Source organism: Coleofasciculus sp. E1-EBD-02 (genome assembly GCF_040218245.1).
Taxonomy (GTDB): Bacteria; Cyanobacteriota; Cyanobacteriia; order Cyanobacteriales; family Coleofasciculaceae; genus Coleofasciculus.
Genome location: NZ_JAVJQN010000152.1, coordinates 1 through 25,041, shown reverse-complemented (window position 1 = coordinate 25,041; position 25,041 = coordinate 1). Strand labels below are relative to the sequence as shown.

The 25,041-nt window shown below is 44.9% G+C and carries 18 protein-coding genes; 9 read left to right on the top strand and 9 right to left on the bottom strand.

Annotated features, from left to right (window positions below):
- Positions 1-139: 139 nt before the first annotated feature.
- Both RIC07_RS24225 and RIC07_RS24220 read right to left on the bottom strand, forming a co-directional pair.
- Positions 140-3,454, bottom strand: a complete 3,315-nt coding sequence (locus tag RIC07_RS24225; RefSeq protein ID WP_446396740.1) for a two-partner secretion domain-containing protein — start codon at positions 3,452-3,454, stop codon at positions 140-142.
- A 188-nt stretch (positions 3,455-3,642) separates the two neighbouring features.
- Positions 3,643-6,096 (bottom strand): CHASE2 domain-containing protein, encoded by a 2,454-nt coding sequence (locus RIC07_RS24220; RefSeq protein ID WP_446396739.1) that lies wholly within the window; start codon positions 6,094-6,096, stop codon positions 3,643-3,645.
- A 393-nt stretch (positions 6,097-6,489) separates the two neighbouring features.
- Between RIC07_RS24220 and grxC the strand changes: the two genes are divergently transcribed.
- Positions 6,490-6,804 (top strand): glutaredoxin 3, encoded by a 315-nt coding sequence (grxC, locus tag RIC07_RS24215; protein ID WP_446396738.1) that lies wholly within the window; start codon positions 6,490-6,492, stop codon positions 6,802-6,804.
- Positions 6,805-7,013: 209 nt separating this feature from the next.
- Here grxC and RIC07_RS24210 read toward each other — a convergent pair whose 3' ends face one another.
- Complete coding sequence (locus RIC07_RS24210) at positions 7,014-10,409, bottom strand: plasmid replication protein, CyRepA1 family (RefSeq protein WP_446396737.1); 3,396 nt, start codon at positions 10,407-10,409, stop codon at positions 7,014-7,016.
- Positions 10,410-10,893: 484 nt separating this feature from the next.
- On the opposite strand from RIC07_RS24210, the gene RIC07_RS24205 reads away from it, so the two are divergent.
- Complete coding sequence (locus RIC07_RS24205) at positions 10,894-11,262, top strand: hypothetical protein (protein ID WP_446396736.1); 369 nt, start codon at positions 10,894-10,896, stop codon at positions 11,260-11,262.
- Positions 11,263-11,623: 361 nt separating this feature from the next.
- Here RIC07_RS24205 and RIC07_RS24200 read toward each other — a convergent pair whose 3' ends face one another.
- Complete coding sequence (locus RIC07_RS24200) at positions 11,624-12,334, bottom strand: helix-turn-helix domain-containing protein (protein ID WP_446396735.1); 711 nt, start codon at positions 12,332-12,334, stop codon at positions 11,624-11,626.
- Positions 12,335-12,564: 230 nt separating this feature from the next.
- Between RIC07_RS24200 and RIC07_RS24195 the strand changes: the two genes are divergently transcribed.
- Positions 12,565-12,780 (top strand): hypothetical protein, encoded by a 216-nt coding sequence (locus RIC07_RS24195; protein WP_446396734.1) that lies wholly within the window; start codon positions 12,565-12,567, stop codon positions 12,778-12,780.
- Between the two features lie 572 nt (positions 12,781-13,352).
- On the opposite strand, the gene RIC07_RS24190 is transcribed toward RIC07_RS24195, so the two are convergent.
- Together RIC07_RS24190 and RIC07_RS24185 are read right to left on the bottom strand one after the other, a co-directional pair.
- The gene (locus RIC07_RS24190; RefSeq protein WP_446396733.1) at positions 13,353-13,889 is read right to left on the bottom strand and encodes a hypothetical protein; all 537 of its coding nucleotides are present in this window, start codon (positions 13,887-13,889) and stop codon (positions 13,353-13,355) included.
- A gap of 1 nt (position 13,890) precedes the next feature.
- A complete protein-coding gene (locus RIC07_RS24185) occupies positions 13,891-14,238 on the bottom strand; it encodes a PadR family transcriptional regulator (protein WP_006100165.1) in 348 nt (115 codons plus the stop codon).
- A 198-nt stretch (positions 14,239-14,436) separates the two neighbouring features.
- Here RIC07_RS24185 and RIC07_RS24180 point away from each other — a divergent pair, with 198 nt between their 5' ends.
- From RIC07_RS24180 to RIC07_RS24160, 5 genes are all read left to right on the top strand, one after another.
- Positions 14,437-15,084 (top strand): DUF1294 domain-containing protein, encoded by a 648-nt coding sequence (locus RIC07_RS24180; protein WP_446396732.1) that lies wholly within the window; start codon positions 14,437-14,439, stop codon positions 15,082-15,084.
- A gap of 145 nt (positions 15,085-15,229) precedes the next feature.
- Positions 15,230-16,291, top strand: a complete 1,062-nt coding sequence (locus RIC07_RS24175) for an AAA family ATPase (protein WP_446396731.1) — start codon at positions 15,230-15,232, stop codon at positions 16,289-16,291.
- A 2-nt stretch (positions 16,292-16,293) separates the two neighbouring features.
- A complete protein-coding gene (locus RIC07_RS24170) occupies positions 16,294-17,157 on the top strand; it encodes a hypothetical protein (RefSeq protein WP_446396730.1) in 864 nt (287 codons plus the stop codon).
- A 114-nt stretch (positions 17,158-17,271) separates the two neighbouring features.
- Positions 17,272-18,579: a glutamate-5-semialdehyde dehydrogenase gene (locus RIC07_RS24165; RefSeq protein WP_446396729.1), complete on the top strand. Its 1,308-nt coding sequence runs from the start codon at positions 17,272-17,274 to the stop codon at positions 18,577-18,579.
- A gap of 266 nt (positions 18,580-18,845) precedes the next feature.
- The gene (locus RIC07_RS24160; RefSeq protein ID WP_446396728.1) at positions 18,846-19,397 is read left to right on the top strand and encodes a Uma2 family endonuclease; all 552 of its coding nucleotides are present in this window, start codon (positions 18,846-18,848) and stop codon (positions 19,395-19,397) included.
- Positions 19,398-19,508: 111 nt separating this feature from the next.
- Here RIC07_RS24160 and RIC07_RS24155 read toward each other — a convergent pair whose 3' ends face one another.
- From RIC07_RS24155 to topA, 3 genes are all read right to left on the bottom strand, one after another.
- Positions 19,509-20,072, bottom strand: coding sequence for a hypothetical protein (locus RIC07_RS24155; RefSeq protein WP_446396727.1), 564 nt, complete (start codon positions 20,070-20,072; stop codon positions 19,509-19,511).
- Positions 20,069-21,298, bottom strand: a complete 1,230-nt coding sequence (locus RIC07_RS24150) for an AAA family ATPase (protein WP_446396726.1) — start codon at positions 21,296-21,298, stop codon at positions 20,069-20,071. Before RIC07_RS24150 ends, RIC07_RS24155 begins: the two co-directional genes overlap by 4 nt.
- 123 nt (positions 21,299-21,421) lie before the next feature.
- On the bottom strand, positions 21,422-24,034 hold the full coding sequence (gene topA, locus RIC07_RS24145; protein WP_446396725.1) for a type I DNA topoisomerase: 2,613 nt from the start codon (positions 24,032-24,034) through the stop codon (positions 21,422-21,424).
- 583 nt (positions 24,035-24,617) lie between these two features.
- Here topA and RIC07_RS24140 point away from each other — a divergent pair.
- On the top strand, positions 24,618-25,041 hold a 424-nt coding region (locus tag RIC07_RS24140), incomplete at its 3' end, for an RNA-guided endonuclease InsQ/TnpB family protein (protein ID WP_446396808.1).

Sequence of the window (25,041 nt, the reverse complement as noted above, 5' to 3'; positions counted from 1 at the left end):
TTTGTCCAATCATCTCCAGTTATTTCCCCCATTCTATAAAATTTTCGCCCCCAATCCTTCAATCACCTCTGCGCCCTCTGCGAAAACCTCTGCGTTCCTCTGCGTTAAGAAAATATAATTGCAATCTCACCCATTAAATTTAATCTAAGTCATTTATGCCCCCACACGAAGACGATACTCCCCCAAAATCCCCTCGGTTTCCTCCACTCGATTCAGCCGTTAGAATCACCGTACCCTCTTCATTCACAATCCAACCTTGGGCTTCAATTATCTGCTTTTCAGGTGTCTCAGATGGAAGGGTTACAGTAGGTTGATTATCAGGAAACGCTGCCACATTTCGCCGATCTTGCCAAACCGCATTTCCTGGCAAATAGTCACGGGGATTATCGGGAATACCGCCGCGTCCGATAGCCGTAAAGCGATTCCCGGTATCCGCCGGACAACCCGCAATAATTTGATTCGATGGATCAGTAAAATTAAAAGGCAATTCAGTTAAGCCACGAGAGGGGTCAACATTGGGAGTATTAATCGTAATTCTGCCATCAATGCCTAACTGAGAACTCGCCGTAATATCATTATTTGGGGTAAGTTTATCACTCACCTGCAAGCCAAAAATGCCTTGCGTAGTTATGTCAATATTTCCGCCATTTCCCTCAAAAGCATTAGCCGCGATATCACTATTTTCATCCAGAACCGCGACGATAAACTTAGCATCAATATTGATATCGCCACCATCTCCACCCGCCCCAGCTTGTCCGGCTGTAGTGGTGATTAAACTGTTATTTTGCATCAGTAATAAATCCGTTGCGGTGAGGATAATATTACCACCATTACCTGATAGCGTCCCCGTACCAATTCCGGCGCCATCCAAAAGCGTCACACGCTCAGCGTTGATGTACAAATTGCCGGCTCTAGTATCACCAGAACCTAGGGTTAACGTGGTTATTCCTCCCTTTCCTTGCAATTCTATCTGAGTCGCATTCACGCGCAAAGTTCCGGCGGTTCCTGTACTCGTGAAGTCAGCCGACGTCGCAATTCCAGCACCATCTCGCACCACCAAGCGATCGCTATTAATCGTGACATTTCCAGCATCTCCACTTCCTTGAGTTGCAGAGGTCAAACCTGTTCGCAACTTAGCTAACTCTAAGAGGGTATTGAGGTCAGTTGGCGCAACAGCCGCACCGGGTTCATTGCCAATAATTTCTATGGATTCGGCGTTGATGATTAAATCTCCAGCATCACCACTACTATTGGTGCGGGCTGCTGTAGAAATTCCCGTTCCTACCTCTGACTTAATTTTATTATTTTGAATCAGTAACTGGCGGCTATTTAGGGTTAAATGTCCAGCATCACCCGCCCCATAGGTTAGTGAACCTACAGTACCATCATCCAACAGGTTAACTGACGTCCCATTAATCCTCACATTTCCCGCCTGTCCACCATTCGCAAAGGTTGCTGTGGCAATATTCGATTCATCTGCCAAGGTAATAGATTCTGCGCTAACCTGAATATTACCTCCTGAACCGGAAATGCTACCCAATGTATTATTAGCGGGTAAAAATTGGATGAGATCTGCAATGTCACCCGTCGGTGAACCTAGAATTTCGATAATGTTATTGATATCAGCGTTATCGTTTAGACTCGCTGATATCGTATTAATATCCGAGTTATCGTCGGCGCGAATTGAATCAGCATTAATCTGAATATTACCCCCTTGTCCAGAACCAACCGTAACGCTAAAAATTTTCGACCCACCACTCAACACCAGAGACGGGGCAAAAAGTTCAATATCACCGCCTTTGCCTAAACGGGTAACGCTAGTAATAATTGAATTATCGATAGTTAGGGTTGCGCCACTATTCAGAGAAATACGACCGCCAATTTGCCCATTGGTATTTATATCACTCACTCCAATATCACCAACAGCTTGAAGTAATATATCACCAGCTTCACCCAAAGAACTGGTATCAATTGTACCAGACGTGGTATCAATTAATCCTTTAGAGTCGATAATAATCGTACCCCCTGCGATCATTCCTTGGGTATTCATTGAACCAACCGTTATCCCCCCGGCTAACGATGGATTCGGCTGATACTGATTAGTTAAAAATACAGTTCCACCTGGGTTAACAATATTGCCAATGGAAATCGTCGCACGGGTGGGACTTTCCAGGAGATTGGGGAACGGCGGAACAATAATTCCATTCGATGGAATCCCATTAACGCCTGGAATCCCAAAAGCGGTTGTTCCAGCGCGGATATCCAGAGTGGGTTGAGTTTTCCCATCAATTAATATGGATGTGCCATCAGATAGAGTAATCGTCTCAACAATGCCATTTTCGGCATCGACATTATCAATCAAAACACCACCCGGAATCGTCACACTTCCACCAGCAAAAATATGCAGTGAAGCGCCTTGATAAGCCCCCATTAAAACATCCCCACGGCTGCGAATCACCGGATCATTGGGACTCCTCAGAGTTCCCAGATTCCCATCAAGCTGTTCAATCCGAAACTCGCCACCACTCCAAAAATGGGCATCTCCTTGCACCGGATTAGCCGAACGGAATACCATATCCCCATTGGCGAAAACACCACTATCCGGATGATTCAGGGCAAAAATATCAATTGTGCGATCGCCTTGTACCTGCATATTTCCGCCAGCCTTAGCGATGAACGGATTTACCAGACTGTCTCGAATATTTACAGTATGATTAGCGTGCAGAGTAAGATTCTCCCCAGCGATAAGCTGACCTTGTAAATTAAGAGTATTAGCCGCTAGAGTAAGATTCCCTCCCACCGATAAATTCCCTGCGTTGGTAATCGTTGCCGATTCACCTGTCAAATAATTAAAAAAGAATACCCCTGGCTGAATCGATAGAAGGGTACTTTTTTCCGGTTCTGTTGCCAAAAATAATCCCTGTTCACCCAGGCGAATCCCATCCGCCGTACTCGCCACAAATGACCCTGTTACATCTAACCTAGCGTCTTGACCAAAAATAATTCCATTAGGATTAATTAAGTATAAACTTGCCGCCCCTTCCACACCGAGAGTGCCAAAAATATTGGATAGATTCGTTCCCGTAACACGAGTGAGAATATGGTCAACATCCGTAGGATTGGCAAAGTAAACCTGCTGTCCGGGATCAACATTGAACTCCTGGAAACTGTGGAACAGATTACTCCCTCGTCTTGCCCCGCCTTGAATCAAATCCCGCGCCTCTTGGGGAACAACGATTGAATTTTCTGCACCTAACGTATCATCAGGAACCAGTTGGGCATTAATCTTTGCTGCATAAAAAATCTGACTGGATACAAGTCCAAAATAGCAGAACCATTTTAATGCTTGCCGACTGTTTAGGCTTTTGAGTTGTAGAGACGTTGCATGCAACGTCTCTACAAAATGATGCGTCCTAACCGCTATGGCGATTGCTATAAGATTAACTGGATTCATCAGTTGAACTGGATTTGAGACAAAAAATCCGGTAAAATTCATTGACAAGAGGTTAAACCCAATGATTCGGTTCTTTTTCTCTATACAGTCCCGTCGTAACCATACCCGTACTCTTTTGGAGGAAGATTAAAATTTTTATAAAATTAAAACTGTGTGTTACCTGTGTGTCAATCTAGCCTATTACATCTCTACCTATGGCAGCGTTGCAGATAGATTTTAGCGGTTTTATCCTCAGGCACAAACTCTAGACACCATTGAAATAATTTAGCCGCTTTACTAAACTCTCGTTGCGAATAAAGGCATAACGCTTGTTCAAACATTGTCTTTGTTTTCAGCTTCCGCTGACGAACCGGAGGCGGATCAGCATCAAACACATCAAACACCGACACGGTTTGGGATTTACCTTTAACCTTGACCCGACCAATGAGACGAAACGAATAGTTAGAAGGGTCACGCAAATGGTCAAAAGTGTAATGTGAAATCAGCAGCGATACCCCATACTCTTTAGTCAAATGTTCCAAGCGAGAGGCTAAATTCACAGCATCACTAAGCACCGTACTATTAATATGGGTTTTACCGCCCACTGTTCCTAACATCATCAAGCCAGTATTAATACCAATCCCGATTTCGATCGGAGATTCTCCAGCTTTTTGTCGCTCTTGATTATAGCATTTTAAGTGTTGCAACATAGCAATTGCGGCGTTGACCGCATCATCGGCACTGCCACTAAATAACGCCATAATTGCATCACCAATATATTTATCTATAAAGCCTTGATTTTCGATAATTGCAGGTTCCATATAGGAAAGATAGCGATTAATAAAATTAAAGGTTTCTTGCGGCTTCATCGCCTCTGATAGACTCGTAAAGTTGCGAATATCCGCAAAGAGGACTGACATATTTTGCTGAGATTGATCGCCTAGTCTAACATCACAAATACTGTCTTTTTTTAGTAACTGCAAGAATTGCCGGGGTACAAATTGAGAGAAGGATTGATTCAACTGGAAAAGTTCTCTAGTAAACGCTTCACGCTCGACTTGCGCCTGTTTCCGTTCACTAATATCTTCAATAAATCCCTGATAGTAGAGAACATTTCCTTGATCATCACAAACCGATCGCGCATGTTCACAAATCCAAATGATGCTGCCATCCCGGCGATAAACTTGGGACTCAAAGCCGACAACTTCTCCTTGTTCTTCCATCAGTTGAATAAAATAATCTCGCCGCTTTGGGTCAACATAAAGCTGAGTTTTTATATTAGTAATACTGGCGATTAACTCCTCTGGAGACTTATACCCATAAATCTTTGCCAACGCCGGATTCGCACTGCGATAGCGTCCATCAAGAGTGGTCTGAAAAATACCTTCTAGGGCATTTTCAAAGATACGGCGATATTTCTGTTGGGCTTCCTGCTGTAACCGCCGACTCTGATAATCGGCAGTGATAACGGCTGAACCCGTCAAGGCGAGTAATGAGGGAATTACAGGTAACCACCACCCGGCTAGAAATAAGAGATAAGTACCGATTAAACTACAACCACTTGCCAATATAATATAAATGCCTAGGGCAAATAATTGAAGTAAGGTTTTGGGATTCAACCATTTATTCTTTAGCCAAACTAAACTTCCGGCTGCACCCAGAAACGACCAACACAAAACCATTACCCCTTCGACTGGATTGGCTAAGACTTTAATCAATGGGCGTCCATCAATGGCACTACTGATAACTTGACTGGTCAAATTCGCGTGAATAACAACAGCAGCAGCGCGACGGGGAGGGGCAAATATTGTGCTATCATAAGGCGTAAAAAATAAATCGTTGGTACTTTGGGCTTTAGATCCAATTAAGATGATGCGATCGCGGATTTTTTCTGGGGGAACGCGATCGGCTAAAACATCCCTTAATGAGACGGTATCAAAGCTGCCTGAAACACCACGATAATTTAAGAGAATCTGATACCCTCCCGCATCTACATCCACGTACCCCCCATCATGAGTCTGGAAAGGCGTAAAGATAGTTTTTCCCAAGCGATAATGCTGCTGATTCGCATTAATTACCTCTAAACTAATCCCCTCATCCTCTAAATACAGTAACGCTAAACGGGCGGCTAAACTTAATTGCAACTCATCATTTTCCTGTTTAATCGACAATAACCCTCGGCGAATCTTGCCATCCGCATCCACCATCAGATCCGCCAAAGCAACTCGGTTTAAAGCGTCCAGAGTGGGTGGAGAAGCCACGCGATCGCCCACTCGTTTTTCTACTCCGATTAAATTCGGCGTAGACTGCATCACCTCCACCCATTGCTGATGTCCCGGTTCTACAGGTAAATCTCGATACAGATTTAAACCAATCACTCGTGGTTCAGCCGCTTTCAGCGTAGTAATTAAGTCAGCCAAAACCCCATCCGGAATGGGCCACCGCCCCACTCGATTAATATCCGTTTCATCAATTGAAACCAGGAGAATGCGAGAATCTGGAGATTCTTGAGGGCGCAGCCGAAAATATTGATCCAGCGTTGCCCATTCCAATAGCTGAAATAAACCTGCCGCATTCAGCGCAAGAATAATCAGCGTCACACTCGGCGCGATTAATAATACTCCTTGCCACTGCTTAATCCAGGTTTTCAGCTTTGAACCCATCAGATATCTCCCTCCTGAATCCCTCCATCTCCAATAGCTAGCTCCAACCTAGCAATTGGAGGGTACATGCTACCATTACTATCAAGCTCTTTGGTGAAAATTCCGGTAAACTAAATAACTTAATCTAGACTGAGAGACCATTGATTGCAAAGCCATTAATTCTCTGTAGGGTGGGTTAGGCGGTCATTTAATCGATGAAACGAACTGCTGTATTCCCTAGTGCGTAACCCCGCAAAAATAATGTTTATTTGTTATATAAATTAATGTAATATTATTCTTTGATAATTTTAAATTACCCTAGCACTAGCGGTAAAAATGATAGAGTACAAGGATTTGCTTAACACAGCTTAATATCTTAGACTAGAAAATAGAACCCTTGAAAATAGTGATAAAATGTTCAACTTGATCAACTCCCTCCTCGGACGTCATCCCGAACGCATCAACGCCAACGTGGAAATTTACACCTGGCAAACTTGCCCCTTTTGTATTCGTGCCAAGCTATTACTGTGGTGGAAAGGCGTTAACTGCACAGAATATAAAATCGACGGCGATGGAAGTGCCAGAATGAAAATGGCAGAACGAGCAAACGGACGGCGAACCGTTCCCCAGATTTTTATTAACAACCAGCATATCGGTGGCTGTGATGATCTCTACAGTTTAGATAGTCAAGGCAAGTTAGATCCTTTATTATATAGCAATCCTATTTGAGTCGTGTCCAAAAATCTGGTAATTTTCGGGAATGGGCAATGGGCAATGGGCAATGGGAAAGAATGTGTAGGGGCGGGTTTTACCATTAACATTTGGTTTTCACCCTGATATAACTAAACCCGCCCCGATTAAAGTGCAGGTCATCTTCGACAAACGACAAATGACAAATGACAAATGACAAATGACAAATGACAAATGACAAATAACAATCAACAATCCGACAAATTAAGAGAAAGCTGAACATAGTCAACCCCGGCATCAACGTCAGCGTTATTTTTTGCCTCTCTTGAACAAGCATCAAGTCGTTGATGAGACTTCTCTAACACCTCACAACTTTGCGCCAACCATTGCTGAAATACCTCAAACCGCCCATCCGAGGGATGAACCACCTGATAGACACGCACGCGATTTAAACGTTTACTTTCACGACCAATACATTGAAGTCCATAGCCAATTTTATCCAACAAACGCCGGACAATCCGAATCGGTGTCGCATTTCGGGCTAATCCCATCCCCAACGTGGTTTTAATCGACGCCCGATTCGATAATGCCAATCGCGCCATCGCCTGCAAATCCTCATCTGTTCCTCTTAACTCACGCCCCCGATCCGTCAGCAACACGGGAACCCCCAAAAGTTCCATTGTCCCTACCGCCGCCCCCAATTGGGAACGATTAAAATCGGGCAAGAAAATACTCCCACCGCCTAACTCAATCAATTTACGTGCCATCATCGCATCCCGTTGCGCTAAATGATCTCGCCCTAAGGTGAGAAAATAATGCAGCAATAGCTTTTGATACCAACCCTCATCATCCTTAGCCACCAGTTGGGCAGTTACGGGAATTCGATAACGCTGCTTTAACTCATATTTGCGAATCGCCCGTCGTTGGGCAAGAGTTTTCACTAATCGTTTTTGCCCAGTATGATATTGATGATCACTCAGATTTTTAGCCCGCGCGATCGCTAAACATTCTGCCTGATAATTTTGGTCTTTCACCGCCGCGATCGCAGCCGTCAACGAATTGGGTTCACTCTTCCCCTGTGTCTGGGAAACAGAGGACACACTATCCCCTCCTCCCATCTCCTGATCCGTAGCCTCAACCACCTGATGCCCTTCCCTACGCAGCGCCGCCAGTACCGATTCCCGATACTGAAACATCGACGCATTATGTCTCACCGCCATTCTTGCCCAACACAATAGGGATTCCGCCTGAAAACCCGTCTCAATATCATCCAAGGCATCAAAATCAGATTGTTGTAATAATCGAATATTAAGCTGAGTCAAACGTCGTCCCGATGTCAGCAAAGCTGGAATCGACGTAGAACCATTTCCCACCCGATTAAACCCACAAGACGCCACCCAGAGGAACCGAGGCAGATTTTCCCGCACTCGCCCCAACGCCTGACGCACCGAATTTTCACTTTGCACCCCAATCGCAATTCCCCAAACCGAGGTGAAATGTCCCTGCAACTCAATGCTTACGCCCGTTTCAATCACCGGACTTGCCAGAACAATATCATACTGACTCAACACCCCATCCAAATCACGCATACAGCCATACGCCGGATGAGTCGGTTCAGTCAGAGATTCTGAATCAATGCGGAGAATCTTCGCCTCAGGAAATCGAGAACGTAGATAGGCTTCCAACGTACAGGTTCCCCACTGACTCCCCCGTTTCTGGGCGGAAAGGCAAACAAAGGGTTTCCCACCTGCGGCAATGTGTCGTTCCAAATCCTGAATCAAGCGTTCTGGCTTACGTTCTGGATAATAGTTTACCCGCCAGGATTCAGCCTCGCTGGGTTTCCAGGTGTTGTGAATAATATAAGGATGGTGGGGAACCCCCGATAAAGAAATCAAGTAATCGATAGAAACATCACTCAAATCCGCATCCGCCACATAAACTTGTCCCTCATCTCCCAAAACATTCTGCATCAATGTCTTCAGAGATTTCAGAATCGCCACTCGGTTACTACTGCAAGTATCCGAATCCAACCCATGCCAAAGAACCTGTTCCACTTCATCAATAATTACCACTCCATCTGACCAGTTCACCGCCTCAAAGCCAGCCTGAGAGGTAGGATGGAGAGAGTCAACGCAGAGACCATAGCCTAACCTAGCACCCGTTTCTGTATCCTGTATCTGAGTGACATAGTTCAAGCCAAAGCGCTGACATAACGCCTCCACGAGTCGCACCCGATGACCAATCACCAAAACCCATTTCTGCTGCTTAATCGCCTCTTTAACAATTGTTTCTAACCACTGAGTTTTCCCTGTCCCTTTGGGGGATTTAATTCCAATCAACTTGGCATCCTCAGGAATCGATAATTCCCCTAAATAGCGACGATTTATCTGTATCGTGGGCGGATACGTCAGCCCGGTTAAGGATTGGGCTTTCCAGGTATCTAGGGGGACAGCCGTTTGATAGGCTTCGTCAAATGCTGTTTGAGTATGGTTGGCAATTAAATCATCCACCCCTTTCCCTTGGTCTGGATGCCAACTGATTATCTTGACAGAACATCCTTTTTGGGTTAACAAATATCCCAACTGACGAATAGCGGCATTAACAGCTTTGATGGTACTGGGTTTAGTGTCTTGGTCGAAGGCAATATAAATTGTTCTCCCCGGTGTTGCTAATTTGAGTAACTGGGGGATGAGGCGAGACTTGCCGATACGATTTCCCTGTTCATCTCTAGGGACACGATAGCCTCCGAATACACCAGGGAGGGCAATTGCCGCATAGCCGGCGGTGAGTAAAGTCCCCGCTTTCTTTGCGCCCTCAGTAATACACAACGGAATTTCGGGATGGGCAATCAACCACTGCCAAAATCCGCCGGAGACATTTTGAGTTTGTAGGGGCGGGTTTAGGGACTCGCCTTGGGTGATTGATGATAACGTTTGTACAAAACCCGCCCTGACCGAATTTTCACCCTTGGCGACGATCAAGGGCATGGTTTGTAGGGGCGGGTTTAGGGACTCGCCTGGGGCGATTGATGGTAACGTTTCCTCAAAACCCGCCCTGACCGAATGTTCACCCTTGGCGACGATCAAGGGCATGGTTTGTAGGTGTGGGTTTAGGGACTTACTTGGGGCGATTGATGGTAAAGTTAGTACACATCCCGCCCTGACTGATGTGTCGGCGAGGTTTTCACGATTGTCGATGACGTGATTAAACCCACCCCCAGACGCATCAAATGGAAGCGTCAGGTTATAGCGATTAGCAATATCCTGCCACAGATGTAGGGGGACACGCAGAGCAAAAACACCTGTGGGGGCTAGGGGCGGATGTTCGTATTTAATCGGTTTTCCCGTCTGAGTATTGCGCCGAGGAGAACTAGGCTTGAAACAACCCCAAAGGTCATCATTACCCGTGAGTACGTCAATTCCGGAACACCACCATCCTCCTTGTTCCGTATGTTCGTAGCGCTTCAGGATGCGGTGACTGACCCGACCATCATTCCGTCGTGGTAATGTATCCGCGTAAAATAAATAGTTCGATGGGCAAGTGCCAGTTAAAGGGATAACGTTTAGGCGCGTGAGTTGGTCATCGATACAGCTATTGTTCCATTCTTGCAGATAATTCACGGGATTAGAGATTAAGGGGTTCATACGCAAGACTACACTACATCTAGTAGTTAAACTGGATTGCTTAGGAAAGGAACACTAATTATAGGGCTTGTTGACCAATGCTTGAAGCGTCATGTAAAAAAGTGGCGGTGCAGGGGTGCGGGGAGTATAGCGCTACGCGCTGGGCTTTCTTGCAATGGGCAGAAACCAGATCAAATCTAGTTCATTGGTGAGAATCAGGGTTTCAACGAAGAAGTCGGGGATCTACCGGGAGTTGGCAAGAATTGTGGCTTTAAGTTGACACGGATGCACCGACGTGCGTCCCTACGGTTTCCGGTTGAGTTAAATTCAGGATAATTGAGGTAACTCTCAGAAAACATTAAAAATTTAGAACAAAAACCCTAAATCATTAATGTCAACTCTGACTACGCCTAAATTGGGTCTTTTAAACTCCTCAATAAAACCGAATTTTAGTTTAAATAAGAATGCCACAATAAAAATCAGCAACCTAACCCTAGGTCGATAAATGACTAAATGCTTACTTCGTCTAGCTAGCACTAGCATTTTAGGAACTTTAACCTTTGCCGCCGCTAGTCATGCTATACCTGCATTTAACGATTTATCAACTAACCAAGCAATTATTTGTGCTAATTCTAAATGGGTGGTTTTACCAAATCAAAAACTGCTAATTTTTAAACCTACAGGAGATTTAACCTTGAATCCAACAACGACAAGTAGTAATAAAGAGCCTCGACCTTCCCCGCACAATTTTCCGACCCGTTCTGAATGTCGAGGCAGTTCCCGCAGACAGGAAAAACAAGACTATTCAATTTTAGATTTTCGCTTTTGGATTACCGAAGAAGCCTGTAATGTGGGCAAGCTTTATCAAGATTAAAACCACTAGTTGTAGGGGTAATTCATGAATTATATCATGTCCTGACGATTGCCCATAATTACAATACCGTAATAACAAGGGTTTCAGGCATTTTTATTCGGGGTGTTTGACCGGACACGATATTACTCCTACTGAGGATACTGTACTAAGTTTTGTAAATAAGCCTCAAACCCTTACATAAGTAGGTTGGTGGAAATAAACTCAACCATGTTAAGTTATGTTAACAAGCCTCAAACCCTTACAAATGACGAATGACGAATGACGAATGACGATCCCCACCGTTAACTTTAATTGTCCCCACCTACTTAAACATAGCTTGCTTCTCAAGGGAGCGAGTATAATAATGGCTAAAAAAAATATTTTATCCTTCATTATTCACCGGACTAACTTTAGCCCGATACAATAATTTATCACCCTGCCGATAGCCAACATAACGAACTCGCACCACCTCTCCGGGTTGAACGGTTCCCGACATTAATTGATGCCATTGGGGATTATACGCCAATTCATCACCAACTGAGGCGATCGCGTCTATGCCCCATTGTTGCAGAAGTTGTTCCACTGGCTTGATTAGGGGCAATAATCGGATAGCGGGTAACTGGTCATTCTGAGTTACGGCATAAGCGGCTGTGGGCCACTGTAATAACCATGATTCTAATACCTGCACACTCGATTGCTGAAATTCCTGTAGCAGGGTTTCGCGTTGTTCGGCGAATTGCTGTTGTAGTCGGTGGTATTCCTGCTTGAGGTTATCAAGGCTTTGCCGTGTGGGAATCTCAGAACTCGATGGAGTGCGATCGCGCGGCGGCGGCGTCATCGGCGAGATTGATTCGGGTGAAAATAAGGTTAGCAATTGATCGACCGATATTTGCAATACCTGCGATAATTTCAGCAGCGTCTCTACCCGCATTTGCGATACCTCTCCTTGTCGCAGACGTTTCAGTTGTCGTTCAGACACACCACTGACGCGACTCAGTTGGCGAAAACTGGACACATCTACCTGCTGCATGAGGTATTGTAACTGTTGGGTGTAATTCGGGGCAGACTGATTCTTATGGCTAGATGCGGACATGATTATGACTTATCTGGAATTGTTATCGATTTTTATGGATTAACCCTTCTGTTTAATTTTCTCGGGTTAAAGCCGTGTTCTCGGTAGATCTACGGATGCTGATTCAACTGACCCCTTAAGTTGGATAAAATCACGGTGTCTGTTCTCCCAAGTCTCCCCCTATGCTGGTGATGCAATAAATCGTTGGCGTTCACCACTCGCCACTTTTTTATTCCAAGGGGGACAAATCCATGACGGTAAACTGGAAAGCATTACTGGCAAAAACAACGGTATGGTTAGCGGCTGAGATATTGCTCAATCTCCTAGGACTTGATAATCTAGCCGATTACAGCGAGTTTATTTTTGGGCGACAAGGCGCGAATTTATCTCAGCCAGAACTGTCACAATTGATGCTGTTTACCACGTCCACAACGGGAGAGGATCATCCTTTGTCTTGGGTAAGTTAAGTTATACGCCAAAATTTCTCTAAGCCGATGAGTAAACGTGAATTTTGAATTCCTCCCAATTACTGACTAAAGCTTATAGCCAATCTGACGTAGAAATTCCTGGCGCTGCTTTACCTCCTTAATGAAGTGGCTATGACCGATAATGATATTACACCTTCCGGAAGCTCTACGGGAACTGACTTCAGTTCCATGGCTGTCTCCTCACGCACTACCTACACTACAGCTTTTATTTTCATCGGTCAGGGGTCAGAGATCGGGGGTTACGCTGCCACTTCTTTACAAAACTAAACATATTTTTGGTAAATAGGGGGTGACACCCCTCACCCCCAATGACTATAATTATGCTTAGTAGATGCACCCTGATAATCTAGAGAGTTGCTTAGGTGACTCTCTTTTTTTTTGTCCTTTGTCCTTGGCGAATCAGGACGAACCGATCTCGACATTCATTGAGTAGAGGGCGACCCGATCCAATTGAGTGGAATGGAGTTTTGAATTAGTGCAAGCGGGTCGCCCCTACACGGAACAGGTGTTTTGGATCATTCATCCATAACGATCGCAATCATGGGAAATTCTTAACGCATTCGTCTCGCCGCGATCGCAAGTCGTCTCAGCTTGATCAAACTGACGGTAATGCAGAGTCCAGTTAATCGCCAGTAGGTTAAAGCCGTTACCCGCCAATAAGGATCACCCTGATCTAGACGTTGGCGACGATCGAGTAAAATATCATGTAGCCAATCTTGGTATTCCTCCCACTCCTGAGGTGCTTTTGTGGCAAGGGTTTGAGCAATCCAGTCAGCTAATTGAACATCCCCTTTAATCATAGGAGAAGCATCGGTTTTGACCGATCGCCTAGTGATCCGGCGATGTTGTCGGTAAGCCAGAAAACTCACGATCAGGCTGAGGATCACTAACCCGATACTTAATCCTAAGGCGACATAGCTGGGTAATCCCAGCCAGAAAAGCGCGATCGCGAGTCCACCGATAGCAACGTAGACGGTAAATTCAACAGCCAGATAAATCAACGCTTTGGCGATCGCTTGTACACTACGCCAGATCAAACGTACTATTTGCGGAACAACACGGCGGCGGTGACGGTTTCGGTGCATCATATTAGAGTTCTCCCAGTGCAGGTTGCAAATGCTGTAAGGCGGTGAGGAATTGTTGCTTTTTCTCCAAGGCTTGCAAGCCAGAACCTGTGATTTTGTAATAACGTCGGCGTGCGCCTGTGGTTTCCTCCGGCGCTTCATCACCCCAGCGAGAGGTAACGAAACCCCGCTTTTCCAGTTTTCGCAAGGTGGGGTAAAGAGAACTGAAGCCAATGGTGCGTTCACCATTGCTAGCTTGCGCGATCGCACTCATAATCTCCAATCCATAACGTTCTCGATACATCAGCGCATTCAGGATCGACTCTTCGATTAACGTCAGATTCAGCGTGTCGTCTTTGTTGCGAGTAGCCATCGGGTCATCCCTTTTATATTCATGATCTCATTATATATTCACTTTTTGAATATAGGGTGAGTGTGCCGTTCGTAGTAGGCGCTTCAGCGCCTCTATAGTTAGCGCCGTCTATAATAAAGCCAGCTTTCATAAACGCGATCGCGGTTCGTTCGTAGTAAGCGCTGGATTCGCCTCTATAGTTAGCATTGAGTTTTATGGATGAAACCCAAAACGCATAAAGGTCAATTAATAGTTTGGAAAGACGAAGAAGGGTTTGGCTTTATCAAACCCGATCATGGCGATCAAAACGTTTTTCTGCATATCACTGGATTAAAGAATCCTAATCGCCGTCCCCAAGTCGGTGACATTATCCGTTATCAATTAACTATTGGCAAGAAAGGAAAACTTCGTGCTAGTCATGCTGTCATCGAAGGAACGGCATCTCAGCCTAGTCCTAAACATTTGTCCAAAATCTCTGTTAAAAGAAAGCGATCGAAAAAGAGAACAAAATCGTCTTCATTAGTCTGGGAAGTTTTGTTTTTATCTCTATTTCCTATCGGCGGATCGGTTCACTTGGCATCAATAACATCAAATTTAATTCCTCTCCTGCTGTATTTGATCATGAGTGGGTTAACCTTTGTCCTTTATGCTCACGATAAGTCCCGTGCTAGAACCGGAGAATCGAGGATACCTGAGAAAACATTACATTTGTGCGAACTAGCAGGTGGATGGTTAGGCGCATTCATTGCTCAACGCACTCTACGCCACAAAAGTAGCAAAAATTCTTACCAAGTCGTATTTTGGGCAATTGTGGCTTTTCATATCATGTTTTGGAGCGCTTGGCTGTTCAAACATTTATTTAATTGAGTGGACAAAGGGACAAAAAACATGAAACTGAAATAGTAAATAAATACAAGTGTTTTTAGGTTATGCTACTGAATGATATAATTGCCCAACTATATACTGAGACTGATTCAGGTGAGTAAACACGTAAAGATTTAAATAGTTTGCCATGAAAGTCCAATCTATCGAATTGAAGTATTTCAAGAAAATTAGGAATTATACCTTTGATTTTACGGATTCTGAAACTGGTTTGGCACGAAATATTATTGTCCTAATTGGCATGAATGGTACGGGAAAAACCAGTCTTTTACAGGCAATTGCGGCGACGCTGGGAGTAGCAACTGGGCGATTACAAAAACTTACTGATTTAGATTGGGTAGGATTTAATTATGAATTGCTAGGAAATAACTGGGGTCGATTTGAGCAAGAGGTAAATCTAAAGGTACAATTTTCATCTCAAGAACTCCAAGCTGTTCAGGAGTTCCATCAAAAATTACAAGAAATGGGTTGTCATTTCCCCGTTCCTCCAGCAGAGGATTATCTAGCAACTTTGAGATGGCAAGGTGAGCGAGTCCAAGCAGATACGGCGGCTCAATTGTTCCAATTTAAAGGACGAGACTATGCTAAACAACTACTTCGATCTGAAGGCTTCTATGTGTTTGAACGAGTGGGTACAGTCTTCTGGTATACCGAACAAAGAACGTCAACAAGTTTAACCAGTGAAGATCCCGGTCATACAATCGAAATAACTGAAAACATTTTACGCGATCGCCTATCAAAATGGCGGCAATTCCACCAAGATGTTGAAACAGGTAGAATTAAGCAACTACGTCCAGGACAAAAAGATGTGTATGCTGAAATTGAACGAGCTTACCAGAAGGTTTTTCCCGAACGTAGTTTTGAAGGTCCGGTTCCTCGTGAGAATATTGATGACATCCTGAGTGAACCTTGGTTTTATCTCCACGATAGCAAAAACCAGTATGAAATTTCAGAAATGTCTGGGGGAGAGCGGGCTATTTTTCCCATATTAATGGACTTTGCAAATTGGAATATTCATAATTCAGTCATTTTGATTGATGAACTGGAATTACATTTACATCCGCCAATGCAACAAGCATTGCTGAGAACTTTACCTAAATTGGGTAAAAATAATCAATTCATTATCACAACTCACTCTGATTATGTCGAGCAATTAGTACCTGAAGCACATATTATTCGATTAGGAGTGTAATTGTGAGTGTCGTTGATAAGGTTATTTTCTGTGAGGGAAAACAAACCAGTTTAGATATCAAACTTCTAGAGCGCGTTTTAGCAAAACAACCTGGACAGCGACTAACAATTGTGTCGGCTGGTGGGAAGTTTACATTTTCGGTTTTTGCTCAAGGTTACTTTTTTCCTGATGAAGCAATAAATAAACGATACATCATTTTTAGGGATAGAGATTTTGATGTTCAGCCAACCTCAGAGGTTAAATTGCTAAAACTGGGACAACGCTGTTTTTTAACTCATCGTGCTTGTATTGAAAATTATCTTTTAGATGCTGATTTAATTCATAATTATTGGCAAGCTAAATTTGCCGAAAAATCGGAAAATCCTTTATCAAAGTGGGGACATGGCGATTCAGTGGGAATTGAGACAATTACAGCATGGATTGATAGGTCAGCAAGAACGTTGCAAGATTATCAAGCGGTACGATGGGCATTGGCTGATGTAGCGAAGCCGAGTGTGGCGCGATCGCACCTTAAAACAACTTGGAAAAAAAATAGCGGTGAACTTCCGGCTGATTTAGGTTTACAACACTGTGAAGCTGAAGCTAAAAAACTAATTCAGACGTTCAGAGAAGCTGTTGATCAAGTCACCCAAGACAGATTTGAGGAAAGTTTAGGTATCTATCATGCTAAGTTTAGCCAAGACGAATTTTGGCAACAGAAGCAGTACATGATCTGGTTCCATGGCAAAGATTTGCAAAAAGCGATGCAGCAGCAAGAATCTCAATACATCTCTTTAAAAAACTTTTTTGCTTGGGCAATTGAGCAACTTGATATTACTCAATATCCTGATTTGATGGAATTACGAACAAAAATTGAGAACTTATAGGGTTGTCTTAACACGGGACTTGTGGCTTCCGGGAACGACATCAATCATAATTTCAACCCAGCCCAGGATTTTGCTAGACTTCAGATGACTTAGTTGGTATTTGTATCTCCAGCCATGACAGCGACTCCAGTACCATCCCAATCCCTCAGCGCGATCGCACAATCCACTCGCCAAGCGGCACGACAGTTGGCGGTTATGTCCACTGATACCAAAAATCTAGCCATTGAAGCGATCGCGAAATCCTTAGAAACCGCAGCACCGGATATTTTGGCGGCGAATATCGCAGATTGTCAAGCCGCAGAAGCGGAGAGTATCCCTAAACCCCTGTACAATCGCCTGAAGCTGGATGAGACGAAACTGAACGCCGCGATCGCGGGAGTGCGGGATGTGGGGAAGTTGACTGATCCCATTGGCGCAATCCAAATTCATCGGGAACTCGATACAGGATTAGTTCTCAAGCGTGTCACTTGTCCCCTGGGAGTCTTAGGCGTTATCTTTGAAGCACGTCCCGATGCGGTGATGCAAATTAGTTCCCTGGCGGTAAAATCGGGGAATGGCGTGATTCTCAAAGGTGGGAAGGAAGCCGTTCGATCCTGTGAAGCGATTGTTAACGCGATTCACAAAGGATTATCCACGAGTTCTGTTGATCCGGCGGTGGTGCAACTCTTAACCACCAGAGAGGAGACAATGGCGCTATTGCAGTTGGATGACTACATTGATTTAATTATTCCCAGAGGATCGAATTCCTTTGTCCGCTTCGTTCAAGATAATACCCGAATTCCGGTATTGGGTCATGCTGATGGAATCTGTCATGGTTATATCGATCGCGCGGCTGACTTGCAAAAAGCGGTGGAGATTACCGTTGATGCGAAAACCCAGTATCCGGCGGTGTGTAACGCGATAGAAACGCTACTGGTACATCGGGCGATCGCGCCTAGCTTTCTTCCCCTGGCTGCAAAAGCTTTGCAAGAACGGCTGGTTGAACTTCGTGGCGATGAAGCGACTTGCCAAATGATCGATTGTTCAGCCGCCACAGATGCGGATTGGTCTACAGAATACAATGATTTAATACTGTCGATTAAAATAGTCGATTCCTTAGAAGACGCCATTAACCATATTAATCATTATGGTTCTGGGCATACCGATGTTATTGTCACCGAAGATCCAGACATTGCCCAGATATTCCTCAATCAAGTCGATGGCGCGAATGTGTTCCACAACTGTTCGACTCGGTTTGCAGATGGGTTCCGCTATGGGTTTGGCGCGGAAGTGGGAATTAGTACAAATAAATTACCGCCCCGTGGTCCTGTAGGATTGGAGGGATTGGTGACGTATAAGTATCAAATGACAGGTCAAGGTCAGGTTGTTGCGAGTTATAGTGGCAAGGATGCCAAATCCTTTACCCATAAGGATTTAGATTGAAGGAAACCTAAAAATAATCAGGGGCTGCTGAATAGGTGTTGTGGTGAGGGAGAGCGGGGGAAGCTGGGGAAGCTGGGGAAGCTGGGGGAGCAAGGATACATTTTTCCTGAGCAAGGTGATGCCATACATTTAAAGAATACTACCCGATTTCCTTGAATTAAACCCTCTGTCAATAAAGCTCAAAGTATTGATAGCTAAGGGTTCTGGCTTTGTGCAGCAAGCCCTAATCACTGTTTCATCTTTAAAGCAACAGAAACGCGATCGCAATGGCAATCACCACAGCAAAATGGACAATAGACGAGTATCATCGCATGATTGCGGCGGGGATTTTAGAGGATCGGCGGGTGGAACTACTCCAAGGAGAAATTATCGAGATGTCACCAGAAGGAGAACCCCACGCCTACTTCAGTAGTGAAGCCGGGGAATATCTGATGCGGTGGTTAAGCGATCGCGCGATGGTTCGGTTAGCTAAACCGATAACACTCCCAAACAACTCTGAACCTGAACCCGATATCGCCATTGTGCAACGATTGGGGCGTGAATACCTAGACCATCACCCTTATCCAGACAACATTTTTTGGTTAATTGAGTATTCCGAGTCCAGTTTAGAGAAAGACTTAGAGATAAAACGTAAAATTTATGCCCAAGTTGGTATTTCTGAATACTGGGTTGTTAACCTGAAAAGAAGACAACTGATTGTATTTCGAGATCCCCAAGATGGAGAATACGCTTCCCGATCTACCTTAACTGGAGGGATAATTTATCCCCTAGCGTTTCCTGATATAAGTATATCCGTCGATTCTATTGTCAGTCGGTAGATCAAGCCCTATAGCCATTCCATAATTTATTCAATTGAGTGAATAAATAAGGAAAGAAAGTATCAGATTCATGTCATTTGTCCTTTTTTATTGATTTTATGCCTTGTTAGACTACTGCTGTTTTCGTATCGCACGGGCAATCAACGGGGCTTTCTTCTCTAATCCTGTCAACGTTAAATCCCCATCCAGATACAACTGATACCACTGTTGACGTTGGCGAATCACTCTTTCATCATCCTGTAGGTGTAAGCGTTGTAGTGTGAATTCTGCCCTTTTTCGTTCCGATGGTGGTACTTTGTCCGTTACAACTAATTGTAAGGAGGGTAGAAGAATCTCAAACCAATCGTCTCCAACTTGAAATGGATCAAGAATTTGCTCATCTAAGGTTCGTTTACTACTGTTAATCCACTGTGCCGCATAGCGATAATTGCTCCACTCGTAAGCGAGATGGGGATAATTCTCGAAACTGAGATAGTGATCGACTGTTCCAATCGGTTCATACATGGCTGAGTAGCCACAAAGATGGTTAAACCCATTGGCTAAGTCACCTTTAAACGATGACCAATAATCTCTTGGTCTTTTTTTGTCTCGATGGGTAGCTAACCATCTATTACCAGGTTGTCTGACTTGAGCATCAAAATTAGGTGGTTCAGGAGGGGGAGAAACGGGAATCATGCTTGCCGTTTCTCCATTGTGACAATCCAACGGGGAAAGAAGGGATCATGTCCAGGTAGAAGATGCAGTAGTTGTTGGTGAATTTGCTCTTTTGTTCTCAAATAGTCAGGAAAGTTGCTCATATCATCGTGTCGCATCCAAGCTTCCGCCGCTTCTATGGCTTGTTCAGCTTGCTTTGAACGCGCCTGCTGAAGTCCAAAAATTTCTGAGGTTAGCCATCCGACACTATCGCCTTGCTTCGTCCAAGGAATTTCGTCTAAGGTTACTCTGTCACCTTGTAACTCGAATAAAAATAAACGATCGCGCTCGTCTTGGAAAATGGGTTCAACAGATGCGAGGACAAGGGGAGAGTGAGTAGTAATTAGGGTTTGGACGTTTAAATTGTCTTGAAATCCCTTAATTACCTCTAGAATGGCAGGTAAAATTGTTCGTTGCCAACGAGGATGGAGATGAGACTCTACCTCATCCATGAGAAAAATGATCTGATCTGATGCTTTATTTTGACGCAGTTTTGAGGCTTGGCTATGTTCATACCATGTCCAAACCAGCAAGTAAGCCAGTCCCAGAATCCGCTTCATGCCGTTTGAAACATGAACGATAGGCACATTTCCATAGGGAAGGTTAACCGTTGGAATATCGCGGACATCTTCTACAGAAATTCTGGTGGGTTCTCCAGGTTCTATCCATTCTCCTGGATGGGGGGCAAGTTTGTGGATAACCTGAGAGAGTAAATTAAATTGGGTTTGATCAGGCTGAATTTGCCACTTCACCCAATCATCAATTAAACCCTTACAAAGAACTTTTTTCCCTGATCTTAAACCGTTCCATAGCGTGTTGGCAGTAAAGTTATAAGCCGTATCCCGTTTCCGAGCTGGATCGACAACCGAAAAACCACCATCAGCACGAGCGTAAATGACAATTCCTTTAAAACGATCTGGTATTAGCAGCTTACGCCATTGTTGCTTATCAAAATCGAAAGAGCTATGATAGTCCTGATTATTTGAAGCGGTTGGACTGTCTACGTGGCAAGTGATTTCAGGTTGCCCTTGTCTTTGGGGATAAGCAGGTTGATCAATCCAGTTTCCGGTTAGTGTCCACCAAGCAATGTCAAGTAGAAAGGTTTTTCCTAAGCCATTATCTCCTGTGAAAATATTCAGTCTTTCAGCAAATTCGACATCAAATTCAGGGGCGGGTCCTACTTGCTTGAGATGTAATGCTTGCAACACGCTTATAATCCCCTTTTCTCGCCACTGTATTTTTACATCATTTTTAGTGTCGTTTCTCTCATTTGAATCTACCTCAACCTAAACGCTAGGTAGAGACGTAGCATGCTACGTCTCTACACCAACCTATTTTTTCGTACTTTTACGACTTTTTGAGGATTTTGAGGATTTTGATTTTTTGGAACGACTGCTGGATTTTTTCGCCGCTAAGAGTTCCACGGCTTTTTCTAGGGTAATATCCTCAACCGATAAATCCTCCGGGAGTCCCGCATTGGTTTTACCATGCTTGACATAAGTCCCATAAGGACCCTCGTAGACATTGACGGGTTCTTTGTCCTCCGGATGTTCCCCTAATTCCTTTAAAGGAGTCTTAGACTTGCTGCGACTACCTCCTTTGGATTTTTTCGGCTGAGACAATATCTCTAATGCACGATCCATGGAAATTGTCAATACATCGTCCTCTTTTTTCAGGGAACGATAATCTTTGCCCTCTTTACCTTGGTTATGGACAACATAAGGACCAAAGCGTCCTAATCCCGCCTGAACTTTACCCCCAGTAGCAGGATGAACGCCCAGGGTACGTGGAAGCGATAATAAACCCAGCGCCATGTCTAGAGTGACATCTTCCATGTTCACCCCTTTGGGTAAAGACATCCGCTTCGGTTTCTTATTCTCCTCCGAGACTTCACCCAATTGCACATAAGGACCATAACTCCCGATTAACAGATAAATCGGTTCGCCTGTTTCCGGATGTAGTCCCAGTTTTTCGGGTCCTTGGGTTTTTTGCTTGAGAATCACCTCCACCTGTTCTGCATCCAGTTCCGAGGGGGTCAAGTCTTGGGGAATGGAGGCGGTAACGGAACCCTCGCCATTTTCGGCTTCGATGTAGGGACCAAATTTACCAATGCGAACTTTGACATCCAGATTTTCCAGTTCGATACTCCGGGCTTCATTGGGGTCAATTTGGTCTTCCCGTTCGCGAACTTGGGTTTCTAAGCCCTTGTCACCCCGATAAAATTCCTCCAGATAGGGTAGCCATTGGGCTTCCCCGGTGGAGATTTCGTCGAGGGTTTGTTCCATTTTGGCGGTAAAACTGGTGTCTACCAAGTCTGGGAAGTGTTTCTCTAATAAACTGGTGACGGCGAAGGCGGTGAAGGTGGGGATCAGGGTCTTTTTTTGCATTTGGGCATAGCCGCGATCGATAATCGTACCGATAATGCTGGCGTAGGTACTGGGACGCCCAATTCCTTCACTTTCTAGGGTTTTGACCAGGGAGGCTTCGGTGTAGCGCCCTGGGGGTTGGGTTTCATGACCGATGGCTTCCAGGTTTTTGCACTCGGGATGATCTCCAACGGCTAAGGCGGGAAGGACGACTTCTTGGTCTTCTAAGGCGGCGTCAGGATCATCGGAACCCTCCACATACGCCCGCAGATAACCGGGAAAATCGATACGTTTTCCGGTAGACCGAAATCCGGCATCTTCAACGTCTAAGTCTACCGTAATGTGGGTTTGGCGCGAGTCTGCCATTTGGGTGGCGACGGTGCGCTTCCAAATTAACTCATACAGTTGCAATTCACGACCCGATAGTCCAGTATCTCTGGGAGTACGGAACGTGTTTCCGGCGGGGCGAATCGCTTCGTGGGCTTCTTGGGCGGCTTTACTTTTAGTGCTGTACTGACGCGGTTTGGGGCTGAGGTATTGCTGACCATACATTTGTTCGACGCAACTCCGGGCTGCCGCGATCGCTTGTGCGGATAAATGCACCGAATCCGTCCGCATATAGGTAATATACCCCTGTTCATACAAATTTTGAGCCGTCCGCATCGTATCTCGCGCCGATAGGCTTAATTTGCGGTTGGCTTCCTGTTGCAGGGTGGAGGTGGTAAACGGGGGGGCGGGTTTCCGGGTGACGGGGCGTTCGTCTAGGTCAGTCACCGTCCAGGTTTTGTCCATTAGCCGCGCCTGCAAGTCTCGCGCTTCGGCTTCATTCAGCAGCCGCACATTTCGCCCTTCAATAATTTGCCCGGTGTTGGCGTCGAAATCACTTCCGGTGGCTATTTTTGTCCCGGCTAGGGTGATGAGTTTGGATTCAAAGGGGGTGTTGTCTTGGTCTAAAAGGGCTTTTAAATCCCAATAACTCCCTTGACGGAACGCACGGCGTTGGCGTTCTCGATGCACCAGCAGCCGCACGGAAACGGACTGAACCCGACCGGCTGATAATCCCCAGGCGATTTTTTTCCACAGTAGAGGCGAAAGGGTATAGCCTACCAATCGGTCTAAAATTCGGCGGGTTTCTTGGGCGTGTACCAGTTGGTCATCAATCTCCCGACAATTTTGCAGGGCGTCACGAATGGCTTCTTGGGTAATTTCATGAAAAACCATGCGTTTGCAGGGTACTTTGGGTTTGAGGACTTGCAATAAATGCCAACTAATGCTTTCCCCTTCCCGGTCTTCGTCTGTAGCGAGTACCAACTCTTCGGCGTTTTTCAAGGCGTCTTTGAGTTGTTTGACAACTTTCTTTTTATCCTTGGGGACAACGTAGATGGGTTCAAAATCCGCCTCTACATTGACCCCCAACTGCGCCCATTTTTCTCCCTTGACGGCTTCGGGGATCTCACTAGCCGATTGAGGGAGGTCACGAATATGACCCATTGACGCTTCTACTTGATAGCCCGAAGGCAAGTAGTTGCGAATGGTGCGGGCTTTGGTGGGAGATTCGACGATGACGAGGGTGGTCATGGGAGTCCTCAAAATAGCAGCCTAGCTGAATAGTCTAATCTAAGTCGTTTATGCAGGGTATCAAGTCATTGATCCGTAATCAGAGAGTTTGAACCTTTTCCTTCCTTCAAGAGAACCGGGTGCGTGAGTGCGTAGGGGCGGGTTTAGGGACTTTCTTGTCGCTATTGATGGTAACGTTTGTACAAAACCCGCCCTGACCGATTCTTCACGTCGCTCAAGGACATGGTTTTGAGTGGGAGTGATGTTCATGGGTGTTGGCGTATGCGGTGCATGATGGCTAGGTTAGGCGGTTGGTGCATCCCAAAAGTCGTAATTAGCAGGGCTATGCCAGGAATACAGTCCCAGTTAGTCCCATACTAAGCTACTGCTTTGGGTCGATCATTTATCCGATGTCTCTTCTTCTCTTATATATCCCATCTCAAGAGTAACTGCACTTTTTCCAGAGGGAAGGTGGGGAAGATGGGGAAGGTGGGGGAGATGGGGAAGATGAGGGAGATGGGGGAGATGGGGAAGATGAGGTTGTAGAGACGTTCCGGTGGAACGTCTGGAAGATGGGGAAGATGGGTTTAAAAAGTATGGGCAAATGAAGTCGATACTTTTTCCTCAATTCAAGGTAAATCCAATAACGGGATGGCAAATCAAATTACCCAAGCTAGGAAAAGTACAAGTCAATCTCCATCGACCGATTCCTGATGGGTTTATTGTCAAACAAGTCAGGATACTTAAAAAAGCTGTAGGTTGGTTTGCTGTAGTTAGCATTCAATCTGATATTTTCATTCCTGAACCTGTGCCGCATGGTCACTTTATTGGGGTAGATGTTGGATTGAATAGTTATTTAGCAACCAGTGATGGTTTCGTAGAACCAGGACGTAAATTCTTCAAGGATATGCACCGTAGGCTAAAAGTGCTACAACGCAGGTTATCCAAGAAACAAAAGCGTTCTAAAAACTATGAAAAAGCCAGACGCCAAGTAGAAAGACTGCACAACCATATTGCATTCAAACGGA